This is a genomic window from Thioalkalivibrio sp. ALE11, from assembly GCF_000381205.1.
Lineage (GTDB): Bacteria > Pseudomonadota > Gammaproteobacteria > Ectothiorhodospirales > Ectothiorhodospiraceae > Thioalkalivibrio.
Map to the genome: position 1 here is coordinate 1 of NZ_KB906190.1, position 12,977 is coordinate 12,977.

The following is a 12,977-nucleotide window of genomic DNA, read 5'->3' on the forward strand; positions in this document are numbered from 1 at the left end:
CCTGCCACGAGCAGTGCTAGATTGGGAATCTTTCCGTGAAGGGCGTCGACCGCGTCGGAGAGTGTCTGTGTGTCTCTACGTGCGCTAAGCTTTCCGGCCGTACCTACATAGAAGGCGTCAAGTGGTAGATCCAGGTTCGTTCTAGCCCGGGCTTGGTCTATTGGAAAAAAATTATTATGATCGGCTGCCATGGGCAGTACATAAGATGTGGTCGCGCCTGTGGTGGTGGCGTATTTTTGAAGGGCATGCGAGCCGCAGGTGACAGCGGTGGCGTTTCCCAGGGCACGACGAAGCGCGTGCTTCACCCCCGGAAATTTGGTAATTCTATAGGCTTCGTAGTTGTCTTTTAGATCGATTATTGTGGGGATGTCGTATTGTCGTTGGGCGCGTTCTGCCATTATCGCGATAAGAGCATCTCCGCCTGCCCATATTATGTCGGGATTGGTGATTTCGATAGTTCGGCGTAAACGTTGCCAAAAGCGATCGATTCTGGGAACTCCTTTTTGAGCGCACGCGACGATATCCCACGTTGCGAAGGTCTCCGGATGTTGGTTGTTGCCGCTAGTGGAGGGGTGGTAATCCGCGACGAGGCCGGTGACGGTGATATTGGTGGACTGAGCAAGGAGTTCGGGAATCGCGAAATAGCGTCCGTGTCGATTCTGATAGGCGTCCATGCCCATGTGATGGCGTTTTGTCAGGACGAGTAGTTTCATTGCGATAAATTAGCCGAGTAGGTGATGGCACGGTGAGGGTCCGGGTTGGTTTCAGTTGTTTCTCAGGTGCCAAGTATGGGGTGATTGTATGCCGGACACGTGAGCGAGGCCAGCTTATTGTTGTGTTAATGTGCCCGACCGGGGTCGGATTGTGGGAGTAGAGTGCGCATGGAAGGCAATGGCGGAGAGGCGCGGGTGACGGTGATCATGGGCACTCGTGCCCAAGTGATCAAGATGGCGCCGGTGCTGCTGGAGCTCGAGCGCCAGGCCGTGGAGTACCGGCTGGTGCTGACCGGGCAGCACCGGGACACCGTTGCCGAATTGCTGGAAGAATTCGGTGTGCGCACGGGCGGAAGGTTGCTGGTGGATCGACCGGATGTAAAAGGCAGGGGTGAGGCGGTCACATGGCTGGCGCGGGTGGTCTGGCGGCTGTGGAGGAGCCGAAAGGGCTGGGCCGGGACCCGATCCGGGCCTGCCGAGGTGCTTGTTCACGGGGATACCTTTTCAACCCTGGTGGGTGCGGTTGTGGCGCGCCTGGCCGGGGCCAGAGTCTTGCATGTGGAGGCCGGGTTGCGGTCCCACGACTGGCGCAACCCTTTTCCGGAAGAGCTGGTGCGGGTGGTGGTGAGTCGCCTGGCACATGTCGGCTATTGTCCCGGAGAGTGGGCCTGCGGAAACCTCAGGAGCCGGAAACTGAGGGTGGTTGATACGGGAGCGAACACCATTCTCGACTCTCTGCGTCTTGCGGTGGGCAGGACGTCCGTGCCGGATGGGGCCGAGAGGGCCGGGCCCGCGGTTGTCTCCATCCATCGATTCGAAAACCTCTATTCCGGGGAGCGCCTGGCCCGGATCCTGTCGACGGTCGAAGCGATTTCCGAGCGATTCCCGGTGTTGATGGTCCTGCATCCGAGTACTCGCAAACGGCTGGAACAGACCGGTGATCTGGAGGTCCTCGAGTCGAACCCGCGGGTGTCACTGCGAGCACGCATGACCTACCTGCCATTCATGCGGCATCTGGCGGAGGCAGCGTTGGTGGTGACGGATGGGGGCAGCAATCAGGAGGAGCTGTCCTATCTGGGCGTGCCGACCCTTCTGATGCGCACGGCCACCGAAAGGCGGGAGGGGCTCGGAGACAACGTGGTGCTGGACGGTCTGGACGCCAGAGTATCCGAACGGTTCGTGGAGACAGTCGCAGAAGGCGGACACCGTGGTTCGGCAAAGCTCGACAGCGAGTGCTGCCCGTCGGAGGTGATCGTCGCGGACATCCTCCGACGGCTGGAGCAGGGGGATTGATCATGGTTCGAACCAGGCGGTTTCAGCGCCCGGTCATTATTCTGGGAGCGCCACGCTCGGGCACCTCATTGATGCACAGGATTTTGAGGGGGTTGCCGGGTTCGGTCTCCACCGCCAGGGAATCGGGGGAGATCTGGGGGCCACGCACCCATCCGGAACACTTCGAATGGCGCGGCGAGATGGCTCCGGGGGCCGTCCCGGAAGAGGAAGTGGCGCAAATTCACCGGGAGCTGGCTCGTGCGGCCCTGCCGGCTGCCCTGTGGCGGCGGGCGGATGCAAGCGACGTGTCGGCACGACAGCGCGAGGGAGGACGCATCGCTCGGCTGGCCGCACCCGCTTATCGGGCGGTCGTTCGCGCGCGGGGACAGTTGTGGCGGTCCACATTGAAACGGCGTCTGGTGGATAAATCGGTCCATAACGGTTTATGGACCGAACTGCTGGAGCGTTGCTTCCCGGACGCCCGTTTCGTTCATATCGTGCGTGAGCCCGAGGCGACCCTGGCCTCGATGCGCGATGGATGGCTCGATCCGGATCGCTTTTTCACTTATAAGGTGCCGGGTGGGCTCGGGATACCGGATTACCCGCACCAACACTGGAATTTTCCGTTGCCGGAAGGCTGGGAAAGCGTTCGGGATGCGCCATTGGCCGTGGTGGTGGCCTTCCAGTGGCGGCGTATTCAGGAGGGTATTCTCGGTCTGGAAAGCCGGGTACCACGAGAGCGCTTCCTGCGTGTTCGGCTTGAGGATCTCAGCATGGAGCCTCGCCGGGTACTCGGGGAGGTGGCCCAGTTTTTGAACCTGGAAGACGGGGAAGGTCTGCGGCGGTATGCTGATGGCCTGCCCGTCGTTAACGCACGGCCGACCGAATGCGTTCAAAGCGGTGCGGGAAACCCACCAATACCCGCTGATGTTCTTGCGAATCTCGTGCCGTTGGCTGAACGGTTGGGTTATTCCGAGGCCGGGGCATGAGATAGCGTTATTGAGATTGGCTCTCTCCCACCTCGGGGATGACGAAATTGTCGGGCGTTACGATCTCGTAACCGAGCGCGAGTAACCGCGTAACGAGGTGGCTGAACAGTTCGACTGCATGTCGACCTACGAAAAAGGGATGGTCGTAGAGGCACAGATACGGTTGTGCGGTTTCCAGGGCGGAATCGATTTCGTTGCGCGCCGCCTGTTCGTCTTTCCCGAAGCGGAACCGAAGGCTTTCGAAGTAGCCGGTGCCACCCGGTTCTCCCGCGAGGGTATTGGGAACCGACAATATTTGGCCGTGCGTGGTTTCATGCGGATAGGGGCAGCGCTCGGAACGCTCGTCCGCGAGGACCCGGAACCCTTTTTGAATCAGGATATCCGGCAGATTTTCAGGGCTGGTCCAGCCGGGAGAGGCAAAACCGGTAACGGGCTGGTTGGCCGCTTCTTGCAACTGTTGGCGGCCCCAGTCGACTTCCCGGCGAACCCTGTCTTCCGGCCAGGAATATGCGTGTCGCTGCCAGGCGGCGTGGTTATGCCCCCCGTGCAACCCGATATAGTGCCCGCTGCCGGCGAGCCTTCGGATCGTGCCGGCATGCTGCGCAAGTGTGGGCGGGTTGTTGAGTAGCAGACGCCCCGTCTCGCGCATGCCCAGCTTGTCGCGGGCGGACAGAGCCGGAGGACGGTCGGGTGGTCGGGTGGTCGATTGGCCGGAGAAGCCTCTCAGCGCTTCCTTGAACAGCGCACCTCGGTCAATTGCGCGCCCGGGATTCACGAACAGGCTCAATGGGGTTTCGTGTCGCCGGGCAATGGCTTCCAGTGCCGGAACACCCTCACGCAGACACAGTTCGGTATCGACGTCGAAGCGCAGGATGCATTGTCGGCGCGGTTTTCCGGGGGGCTTGCTCATCGTGCTGAGGTCGCGTGATGGGGTCTGGGTCAGCGTACCATGGCGGGCATCGATCGGTACGGCCGAAGGTGGGGGAGGTGATGGGTTGTGAGCGCGGAAGATAATCAGCAGCAGGAATCGCTACGCGATGGCTGGCGGGGCAACGGTCTTGCCGGACGGCTCTTGCGCGGCGGTGCCGGCAGCCTGTCGGCACAGATTGCCGAGGTTCTGCTGGGGCTGCTGCTGCTGGTGCTTCTTGCGCGTGGGCTTGGAGCCGAAGGGCTGGGTGTGTATGCCTTTGTACTGGGCCTGATGACACTGCTTTCCGTGCCTACCCGCATGGGGCTGCCGCCGTTGATTGTACGGGAGACGGCCAGGGGGCAGGCTTCGGGCGCGTGGGGGCCGGTCCGTGGGCTCTGGCGCTGGGCGCATGGCGTGGCCATGGGGCTTTCGGTTCTGGTTGCCCTCGGTCTGGGAGGCGTGATCATCGTTGCCGGAGTTGAAGACGAGACGCTTCGTTCAACGTTGCTTTGGGGTGTGTTGCTGGTCCCGCTGCTGGCCCTGCTCGGTATACGCACTGCGGCGTTGCGCGGGCTGCGTCATGTGCTCGCGGGGGTCCTGCCGGGGCAGGTGATTCGCCCGGGCCTGGCAGTGGTGCTCATCGGGCTGTTGCTGTGGTTGCCTGCCGTGGCGCTCACGCCGGACCTGGCAATGGCTATGATGGTCCTGGCTGCCGTGCTGGCCTTTGCGCTTGGGGTGTTGTGGCTTTATCGCGTGCGACCGCCGGAGATGACGCGGGCTGCGCCCGAGTATGATGCGAGGGCCTGGTTCGCGGCCGCCTGGCCGATGGCGCTCAGTCACGGGTTTCAGCAGATCAATCGCTACGCGGACGTGATCCTGCTGGGGATCCTGGCGGCATCGGTGGAAGTGGGGGTGTATCGCACGGCGGCGCAGGGGGCCTTGATGGTGGCTCTTGCTCTGAAGGCCCTGAACATGGTGGTGGCCCCGTACATTACCCGGCTGTATAACCAGGGGGAGTTCGGCAAGCTGCAGAAGATGGCTCGGCGTACTGCACAGGCCGCGCTCGCCTTTGCGGTGCCGTCGGTGCTGGTGTTCGCGCTGGTCGGCGAGTGGTTGCTGGTGACGGTCTTCGGCCCGGATTTCGGGGCGGCCTGGCTGCCGTTGCTGATTCTGGGGCTGGGGCAGGTATTCAATGCCGGGTTTGGTTCCACCGGCCTGTTGCTGAATATGACGGGCCACGAACGCGACGTGACCCGCGTGGTGGCGGTGGCGGCGGGTCTGAACGTGGTGCTGAACCTGGCGCTGATCCCGCTATTCGGCGTGGCGGGTGCGGCGGCGGCCACCAGCGTGAGTCTGGTGGTGTGGAACGTGTGGCTGTGGTTCGTGGTTCGGCGGCGGCTACGCATTCGCTGTTCGGCGTTTTAGTCGCCCTCCGAGTGCGCATCCTTGTACATCAGCTGGGTAATCTGCTCGGACACCAGGCCGATCAGGAAGATGGTGACACCGGCGGTGAGCATGAAGATGGTGGCCAGCGACAGCCGCCCCTGGGTAAGAAAGGTGAACGCGTAGTAGCCCACGCCCAGCAAGCCGTGCAGGAATGCCACTGGCACGAACAGCTTAAGCGGCGAATAGAGCGTGCCGATCTTGAAGATGATCAGCAGGAAGCGGATGCCGTCCTGGATGGGGCGGATATGGCTCTGGCCGATGCGTTTGGCGGCGTGGATGGGCACGTAGCACACCGGGTACCCGGCGCGGAAGAACGCCATGGTGATGGTGGTCGGGTAGGAAAAGCCGTTGGGCAGCAGGTGCAGGAACTCGCGGAACAGCCGCGCGCGTACCGCGCGGAATCCGGAGGTCAGGTCCTCGATGCGCTGCCCGGTCATGAAGCTGGCCAGGCGGTTGTAGAAGCGGTTGGCCAGGCCGCGGCCCAGGTTGGCCTGCGAGCCGCGCTGGCGCGCGCCCACCGCCATGTCGTAGCCGTTGTCCAGGCGTTCCAGCAGGCGCGGGATATCTGCCGGGTCGTGCTGGCCGTCGGCGTCCATGAACACCAGGATCTCGCCATGCGCCGAACGCGCCCCGCGCTTGATCGCGGCGCCGTTGCCCATGCTGTAGGGCTGGGTGACTACCCGGGCGCCGGCCTCACGGGCCACCTGTTCCGTCTCGTCGGTGGAGCCGTCGTTCACCACCAGCACCTCGCCCCGGGGGAACTGCTCCACCAGCGCCGAGATGACCGGTCCGATGGCGGCGTCCTCGTTCTTGGCGGGGAGGATGATGCTCAGCTGCGGATCCATGCGCTTCACTCCATGTTGGCCTGCCCGGTCCTCGGGGCCGGGATCGGGTAATCCGGTGCGAGCAGGTCCTCGAGGATGGCCCCTCGCAGGTGTTCGCGCTCGCGCTCATAATACCCCGTTCGTTCGGTGTAGCGGGCGCGGATGCCGTCGATGTGCGTGCCCCGGGCGCGGGTGTCCAGCGGCGTGGTCTCCAGGAACGTGAGTGCATCTTCAAGATGGCCGGCGCTGGCGATGCGCGCGGTCACGGCCAGGACCCGTCCCGGCCGGGGTTCTTCGCCCAGGGAGCGGCGGTAGGCGGCCACCGCGGGTTCGATCTCGCCCTGGTCCAGGTGCACATGGCCGCGCCACAGTTCCAGTGTGGAGCCCAGGCCGGGGCGGTTGCGGGCCCGGTCGTCGGCCTCCAGCCGGTCGATGATGGCGAGCACGTCTTCGGGCTGGTCCAGCCCCGGGCAGCCGCCGCCGTGCAGGTGTTCCAGCAGGGTGTTCACCTGCGAGCGCTGTACCGAGCGTACGGCGCTCATGGAGGCGAGGGCGGCCAGCGTGCCTTCGAGTGGCTCATGCGGGTCGCGGCCGCGTTCGCAGGCGATGCCCACGGCACGGATGCGCCAGGGAATGCCCTCGGGGTTCAGTTCGATGGCTCGACGGATCAGCCGTTCTTCTTCCTCAAAGTGCCCGGTCTCGCGCCAGAATCCGGCCAGATAGTGCTGGGCACGCGCCGAATCCTCGCGGGTCTCGGCCCAGGCACGGGCCTGCTGGAAGGGGCTGCCCCACAGGTCCGCGCGCAGCGCGGTCACCAGGGCCAGCGCGGCCACGACCAGCAGGGGCACCAGCGTGCGGGTGAGCGCATCCGGCCGTTTCCAGCGCAGCCAGGCCAGCGCCAGCGGCAGGCCGAGCAGGGCGGCGGCCAGGTGGTTGCGGTGCTCGAAGTAGAGCTCCAGTTGGATGAAGCTGGATTCCAGCAGATGCGCGGCCAGAAAGAACAGGATGGCCGCCGCCACTGCCGGGAAGCGCAGCCGCCACACGATGGCCAGCGTGGCCAGGGCAATCCAGGCCGCCCAGGCCAGCGCCGTGGTCCAGGGGCTGAACAGGCCGGTGGAGACCGCAATGTGATCCTGGAACACCCCGCCCGTGACCGGACGGGGCAGGGCCAGGTGGCCCACGTAATCCCACAGGATACGGCCCTGGGTGAGCAGGCGTTCCAGCGCGGTAAAGCCGCGGGTGCCCGGGTCGGCGCTCAGCAGCGCACCGGCGCGCGTGGCCAGATAGGCCATCAGCAGCGCAATCGGAACCCCCAGTACGATCCGCCGCCACCAGACAAACCCGCGGGTCGGCTGCAGGCGGTGCCGCCGCGCATGGGCGGCGAGGATGGTCCCTTCCAGCACCAGCGCCAGCAGCGGCAGCAGGGCACCGTTTTCCTTGGAGAGCACGGCCAGCAGGCCGAACCCGCCGATGCCGCCGGCCATGCCGAGCACCGTGGCCGGGCGGACCTCGGGCGGGTGTGCCAGCCGCGTGCGCACGTACAGCCACAGCCCGGCCAGCACGAACAGCGTGGCGAGCTGCGCCATGCGCTGCACCACGTACAGCGTGGTGGAGACCCACAGCGGGTGCAGCAGCCACAGCGCCGTGGCCAGCAGGGCGACCAGCGCGGCGGTGCGGGCGTCCGCGTCCAGCGCCCGTGCCAGCCGGTTCAGCAAGCCAAACAGCACCACGCCGATGGCCAGATGGATGAGCACGTTGGTGTGCTTGAACGGCTCCGGGTCCGCCGGCCAGTTGCGCGCATCGATCAGGAACGAGGCCATGGCCACCGGCCGGCCGGTGGGGCCGGCAAAGCCCGAGAGCACGTACAGCCAGAACGCCTGCAGGTTGTCGATGGTGCCGTAGAAACCGAGCAGGGCCAGGTTGGTCAGATCATCAAAGATGAAATCGCCGGACAGGCCCGGGCGGTAGATCAGCCAGGCGAGGGCCAGCAGAAGGAGCAGGGCCAGCCTTGCGCGCCATGCCGTATGAGACCGAACGGAGTTCAGCCGCGTCATGGCATGACCTCCCCGTGGGGCCGGAGTTCGCCCGGTTCGATCCCGCCCGGCTCGATCTGGCCCGGCTCCTGCCGGCGTTCATCGAGCTGGGCCTGCAGGGCGCGTCGGGTGCTGCCGTGCCGGTCGTGCCGGTCGGCCTCTGCCGCACGCATCAGGCTCTGTTCTGCCTGGTGCAACATTCCACTGACGATCTGAAAACGCGCCAGCCGCAGCCAGGCCACCTCGTTGCCGGGGCGGTGGGCGGTTTCCTCGAGCAGGAGTTCGTACCCGCGTTCGCGCTCGCCCGCGACGTTGATCAGGAAGTCGGCCAGCGCGGGGCGCAGGCGGCTCCGGTCGGGATGGAGCTCATAGGCCGTTTCCAGCACCCGCTGCAGCCGCTGCGGGTCCAGATCGATGGTGCCGTCGGACTGCGCGCGCGCCAGCGACATCAGCGCACCCACGTCCTGCGTGGTCAGCGGCCCGCGGCGGATGTATTCCTCCATGGCGGTCCACCATTCAGGGTCCACGTTTAGTCCCGGGTGCCGAGCATGTTCGAAGATCAGCCCCTGATAGGGCGTAAGGGTGGCGCCGGGCAGGCGGGCGGCGCGCTGCATCTGTTCAATGGCCAGTCCGTATACCGGCTGGCCCGGTTCGGCGCCTGCCTGAATCAGGATGAGGCCCAGATGGTAGCTGGCCCGTGGGGAGTCTTCCTGCCGGGTTCCTTCGAAGTACGCCAGTTGCACCGGATCGCTCCATTCGCTGGCCCGCAGAAAGGTGAGAAACCCGTAGAGTGCGATCAGGCCGATCACGGCCGCCTTGCGCGCGAACGCAAGCGAGTCGCCCGGGCGGCCCGAGAGGAGCACCCCGAACACCGCCATGATCAGGCCGGCCGAGGCCATGTGATTGCGGTGCTCGTACACCAGCTCCAGGCCGATGATGGTGGACACCAGCAGATGCGGGATGAAGAAGAACAGTATCCCGAAGGTGATGAGCGGGTGACGGCGCCACAGCGCGAAGGCCCCCGCGACCAGCCCGAGCAGGCCCAGCGCTGCCGGCAGGCTGGTCCAGGGATCGTTCCAGCCGCGCGCGAGCGGGAAGGCATCGTGGTACAGGGTGAGCGCACCGGGTGCGGGCGCGACGATGTTGCGCATGTAGAACCACATCGCGTGGGCCTGGGTCCACAGGCGTTCCCACAGGTCGAACGGGCGGTTGGGGAGCTCGGGGTTCACCGGCAGTACCGTGGCCAGGCCGGCCACGCCGGGCAGCACCAGCACCAGGCCGAACAGCCAGTACAGCCCGCGCCGGGTGGCGGTGCCGGCCGCGCCGAAGCCGAACAGCAGCCACTCGGCGAGCAGGGCGAACACCGGTAGCATCACCCCGCTTTCCTTGCTGAGCACAGCCAGGGCCGTACCGAGGCCCAGCCCGCCCAGGACCAGCGCCCAGCCGCTGCGCAGACGCCCGCGTTCAATGCGCCGCCGCCCGAGGATGTAGGCAATGAGGCCGGCCAGCATGAACAGCGTGGCCAGCGCTTCCATGCGCTGGACCACGTACAGCACGCCGGTCAGGTTGATGGGGGCCAGCGCCCAGGCGGCGGCCACGGCCAGGGCGAACATCGGCAACGGAACGACCAGGCTCAGGCCATGCCCGCGCCGTTCGGTCAGGCGGTGCTCGAGCCGGCGCGCGACCAGCAGCGCCAGGGCAAACACGAGCAGCGTGTTGATCAGGTGGATCACCACGTTGGTGATCTTCATCGGGAACGGGTCCAGCCCGAAAAAATAGCGTTCCAGGGCGAAGCTGCCCATGGCGATGGGCCGGTTCAGGCGGCCGGAATCCGCGGAAAACGCCGCGGCGCGCAGCTCGGACCACGACAGGTGATCCATCTCCAGTGCGGTGTTGTCGACGATATTGGGCATGTCGTCGAAGACATAACCCCCGGTACTGCCGGGCGCGTAGACCAGTGCAACAGCCGCCAGCAGGGCGACCAGAAGAATGGTGCTCAGCGTGGTTCCGGATAGGGTGCGGGAGGGTCCGTTCACCGTGGCCTCGTGGCGGATGTCTGGAACTGCGGGGACGGGGTGGAAAAAGAACACCCCGCCGGAGCGGGGTGTTCGGTGCCGGTATCAGCCGATGATCGGCTGAAGGTCAGTCCGGCTTACTGACGGCAGTCGGTCGGCAGGTACTTGGTTTCCAGGCTGCCGGGGCGGCAGTTCCACTGCAGACTGCCGGCGGACGTCGTGGCCGAGAACTCCAGCGTATCCTCGTCGATGGCGGCGTTGGCCTGATTGCCGAAGGTGATCGTGATGATGCCGTCGGCGCTGCTCCCCTCGTTGCCAGACGTGCCAGCATTAACATGGGTCACGTAAGAGCCGGTGATCTCTTCGGAGGGTTCCAGACCGTATGAGGCATTGTCGGAGGCGAACTCGCCGCGCTGGTTTACATATTCGGCCACGGCAGTGCGGGCACCGGCGGCCAGCGACATGCCTTCAGAGACCTGGGCGCGGACGGTGTAGTCCTGGTAGGCCGGCAGGGCGATGGCCGCCAGGATACCGATGATCGCGACGACGATCATGAGTTCGATGAGGGTGAAACCCTTCTGGACTTGCTTGCGCATGGTGTTGCTCCTTGCTTTTGGGAGTTGGTCAGGGTCCTGCTAAACCCTGCCTGAGAGTATGCAATCGTGATGCCAGGTATTGCAATACGCCGGGCAGGGAAATTTGGGCCCGCTTATTCGCCGCGGCATCCCGAGGGCAGCAGGCGGGTAGGGACGTCGCCCTGGCCCACGCACTGCCAGGTCAGCCCGGAACTGGCGGTGGAGGCCGAGAACACCATGTAGCCACCGGCCACGCGGGTATTGGCGTCGTTCCCGATCAGGGCCCGGATGGTGCCGTTATCATGCACCTCAATGGATTCGGTGTAACTCCCCGCATATCCCTGAGGGTCTTCCAGCCCGGCCGATTCGTTGGAGGCGGGGAAGTGGCCCCGTTCGTTGTAGAACTCTTCCACGGCATTCCGCGCCGGACCCACGAGCGAAACGCTTTCCGCGAGCTGTGCCCGCACCTGGTAGTCCGCGTAGGCAAACAGCGCGAGGCTCGCGAGGATGCCGATGATCGCGACCACGATCATGAGTTCGATCAGCGTGAAGCCCTTCTGGATGAGTTGTCGCATGTGGATGCTCCTTTGTTTTTTGTGCGGGCAATCACATTCCGTGCCAACTCATTCACCCCGAGTGTGACGGCGATTGTCAGTCTCGGGTGACGAAATTTGTCACCTCGAGTGACAACCTTGGTCAGTTTGCGGGTATTCCCGAGTGTGCCCATCGGGATTGTCGCCCCGGCTCGTAGTCGCTCTTGTATGCCCCCGCTCCCCCGCCAATAATCCTTCCTCCCCCACGCAGGAGCGCAGTCCCCTGCGCGTGCTGGTGTCCCCGGCGCAATCCACCGTCGACACGAGCAGCGCAGTCCCCTGCGCGTGGGGGTGCTGGACATGCCCGATCGGCCAGAGGGCTGGCCTCCTACGGGCCCGGCACCCTGTGGGAGGCCAGCCCTCTGGCCGATCGGGGTCTGGATGCGCCCCATCGCGCAGGAGCCTGCTTGCAGGCGAACAGCCGGAGCCCGGGCGCATGCACGTCCGGTTCGCGGCCGAGGCCGCTCCAACGGTGCCGCCGCCACCACCGGTCTGTGGGAGCCTGCTCGCAGGCGAAACGCCAAGGTTGTATACAAAGAACAATGATTAAATTCCGGAAAATACGCTACGCCGCCCGCTTCGCCATGCTCGCCGCCGCCCTCGTGCTCCCCGGCGCTGCCGCCGCCGACGTCACCGTCCACGCCGTGTTCGACGGCCGGGCGGTCCTGTCGGTGGACGGCGAGCGGGCCGTGGTGGCCGAGGGCGAGAGCGGTCCCGGCGGGGTTCGGGTGCTGCAGGCGGGCGGCGGGCGTGTGCAGGTGGAGTTCGCGGGGGAGACCCGCTGGCTGGAGCGCGGGGCGGGGGAACCCGCTTCCACAGGGGCTGGCGATGCGGATTCGGCCGATGGTGAAGCCGCGGGCCGTGAGAGAGAGGCCGCCGGCCCCGGGATCACCGTGTACCCCGATTCTCGCGGGGTGCACAGCCTGACCGTGGGCGTGAACGGCCGGGCCATCACCATGGAGGTGGACCGCGAGGCCGAATCGGTGATGCTGCGCGAGCGCGACGCCGAACGCGCCGGGGTGGACGCCGACGGCGGCAATACCGTGCACCTGCGTACCGAGCGCGGCCGCGTGAACGCCCGCCGCGTGACGCTGGATGAAGTGCGGGTGGGCGGCATCCGCCGCAGTGGCGTGAGCGCGGTGATCGTGCCGGACGATCACATCGACCGGGCGCGCCTGGGGCGGACCTTTCTCGACCGGGTGGAGGTGGAACCCAGCGGTGATGCGTTGATCCTGCGGTAGGGGCTGTTCGCGCCGGTTCGCCTGCAAGCAGGCTCCCACAGGCGGGTGGCGGGTGCGTAGGAGCGGCCTCGGCCGCGAACAGACGTGCGTGCGCCCCGGGCTCCGGCTGTTCGCCTGCGAGCAGGCTCCCACAGGCCGATGTGGGGGTGCGTGGGAGCGGCCTCGGCCGCGAACCGGACGTGCGTGCGCCCCGGGCTCAACCTGTTCGCCTGCGAGCAGGCTCCCACAGGCGGTTGGCGGTGGGGGGGGCACCGTAGACATGATGGATTGACCTGCCCGACCTCGAGAGCGTGGGTTATGTTCTCGGGGTTGGGACAACCACCTTCAACACAGAGCCAATATCGAGGGGGCAGGTCATGAACCAGT

At 65.7% G+C, this 12,977-nt stretch carries 10 protein-coding genes and 1 pseudogene; 4 read left to right on the forward strand and 7 right to left on the reverse strand.

Annotation, left to right across the window (positions count from 1 at the left end):
* Positions 1-680, reverse strand: a pseudogene (locus F620_RS15265) (hypothetical protein); the annotation flags it as partial.
* A 201-nt stretch (positions 681-881) separates the two neighbouring features.
* On the opposite strand from F620_RS15265, the gene F620_RS0113370 reads away from it, so the two are divergent.
* Together F620_RS0113370 and F620_RS14985 are read left to right on the forward strand one after the other, a co-directional pair.
* Positions 882-2,006: a UDP-N-acetylglucosamine 2-epimerase gene (locus F620_RS0113370; RefSeq protein ID WP_019570957.1), complete on the forward strand. Its 1,125-nt coding sequence runs from the start codon at positions 882-884 to the stop codon at positions 2,004-2,006.
* Between the two features lie 2 nt (positions 2,007-2,008).
* The gene (locus F620_RS14985) at positions 2,009-2,974 is read left to right on the forward strand and encodes a sulfotransferase (protein WP_081621784.1); all 966 of its coding nucleotides are present in this window, start codon (positions 2,009-2,011) and stop codon (positions 2,972-2,974) included.
* Positions 2,975-2,981: 7 nt separating this feature from the next.
* Here the strand turns inward: F620_RS14985 and F620_RS14515 are convergent, their stop codons facing one another.
* Entirely contained in the window at positions 2,982-3,884 is a 903-nt protein-coding gene (locus F620_RS14515) for a polysaccharide deacetylase family protein (protein ID WP_081621785.1), read from the reverse strand.
* 87 nt (positions 3,885-3,971) lie between these two features.
* Between F620_RS14515 and F620_RS0113385 the strand changes: the two genes are divergently transcribed.
* Entirely contained in the window at positions 3,972-5,309 is a 1,338-nt protein-coding gene (locus F620_RS0113385; RefSeq protein WP_019570960.1) for a flippase, read from the forward strand.
* Here F620_RS0113385 and F620_RS0113390 read toward each other — a convergent pair.
* The 5 genes from F620_RS0113390 to F620_RS0113410 form a co-directional block, all read right to left on the reverse strand.
* A complete protein-coding gene (locus F620_RS0113390; RefSeq protein ID WP_019570961.1) occupies positions 5,306-6,175 on the reverse strand; it encodes a glycosyltransferase family 2 protein in 870 nt (289 codons plus the stop codon). The genes F620_RS0113385 and F620_RS0113390 overlap by 4 nt on opposite strands.
* A 5-nt stretch (positions 6,176-6,180) precedes the next feature.
* The gene (locus F620_RS0113395) at positions 6,181-8,208 is read right to left on the reverse strand and encodes a lipopolysaccharide assembly protein LapB (protein WP_019570962.1); all 2,028 of its coding nucleotides are present in this window, start codon (positions 8,206-8,208) and stop codon (positions 6,181-6,183) included.
* Positions 8,205-10,223, reverse strand: coding sequence for a lipopolysaccharide assembly protein LapB (locus tag F620_RS0113400; RefSeq protein ID WP_019570963.1), 2,019 nt, complete (start codon positions 10,221-10,223; stop codon positions 8,205-8,207). The genes F620_RS0113395 and F620_RS0113400 overlap by 4 nt, the downstream gene beginning before the upstream one ends.
* Positions 10,224-10,339: 116 nt before the next feature.
* Positions 10,340-10,798 carry a pilin gene (locus tag F620_RS0113405; protein ID WP_019570964.1) on the reverse strand — a complete coding sequence of 153 codons (459 nt, stop codon included), beginning with the start codon at positions 10,796-10,798 and terminating at the stop codon, positions 10,340-10,342.
* A gap of 113 nt (positions 10,799-10,911) precedes the next feature.
* The gene (locus F620_RS0113410) at positions 10,912-11,352 is read right to left on the reverse strand and encodes a pilin (protein ID WP_019570965.1); all 441 of its coding nucleotides are present in this window, start codon (positions 11,350-11,352) and stop codon (positions 10,912-10,914) included.
* 602 nt (positions 11,353-11,954) lie between these two features.
* On the opposite strand from F620_RS0113410, the gene F620_RS0113415 reads away from it, so the two are divergent.
* Positions 11,955-12,611, forward strand: a complete 657-nt coding sequence (locus F620_RS0113415) for a TIGR02281 family clan AA aspartic protease (RefSeq protein WP_019570966.1) — start codon at positions 11,955-11,957, stop codon at positions 12,609-12,611.
* The last annotated feature ends 366 nt before the right edge of the window (positions 12,612-12,977 follow it).

Excerpts from the sequence above, each read along its gene's own strand:
- F620_RS0113370 (WP_019570957.1), top strand. The coding sequence starts at position 882 with ATGGAAGGCAATGGCGGAGAGGCGCGGGTGACGGTGATCATGGGCACT.
- F620_RS14985 (WP_081621784.1), top strand. The coding sequence starts at position 2,009 with ATGGTTCGAACCAGGCGGTTTCAGCGCCCGGTCATTATTCTGGGAGCG.
- F620_RS14515 (WP_081621785.1), bottom strand. The coding sequence starts at position 3,884 with ATGAGCAAGCCCCCCGGAAAACCGCGCCGACAATGCATCCTGCGCTTC.
- F620_RS0113390 (WP_019570961.1), bottom strand. The coding sequence starts at position 6,175 with ATGGATCCGCAGCTGAGCATCATCCTCCCCGCCAAGAACGAGGACGCC.
- F620_RS0113395 (WP_019570962.1), bottom strand. The coding sequence starts at position 8,208 with ATGACGCGGCTGAACTCCGTTCGGTCTCATACGGCATGGCGCGCAAGG.
- F620_RS0113405 (WP_019570964.1), bottom strand. The coding sequence starts at position 10,798 with ATGCGCAAGCAAGTCCAGAAGGGTTTCACCCTCATCGAACTCATGATC.
- F620_RS0113410 (WP_019570965.1), bottom strand. The coding sequence starts at position 11,352 with ATGCGACAACTCATCCAGAAGGGCTTCACGCTGATCGAACTCATGATC.
- F620_RS0113415 (WP_019570966.1), top strand. The coding sequence starts at position 11,955 with ATGCTCGCCGCCGCCCTCGTGCTCCCCGGCGCTGCCGCCGCCGACGTC.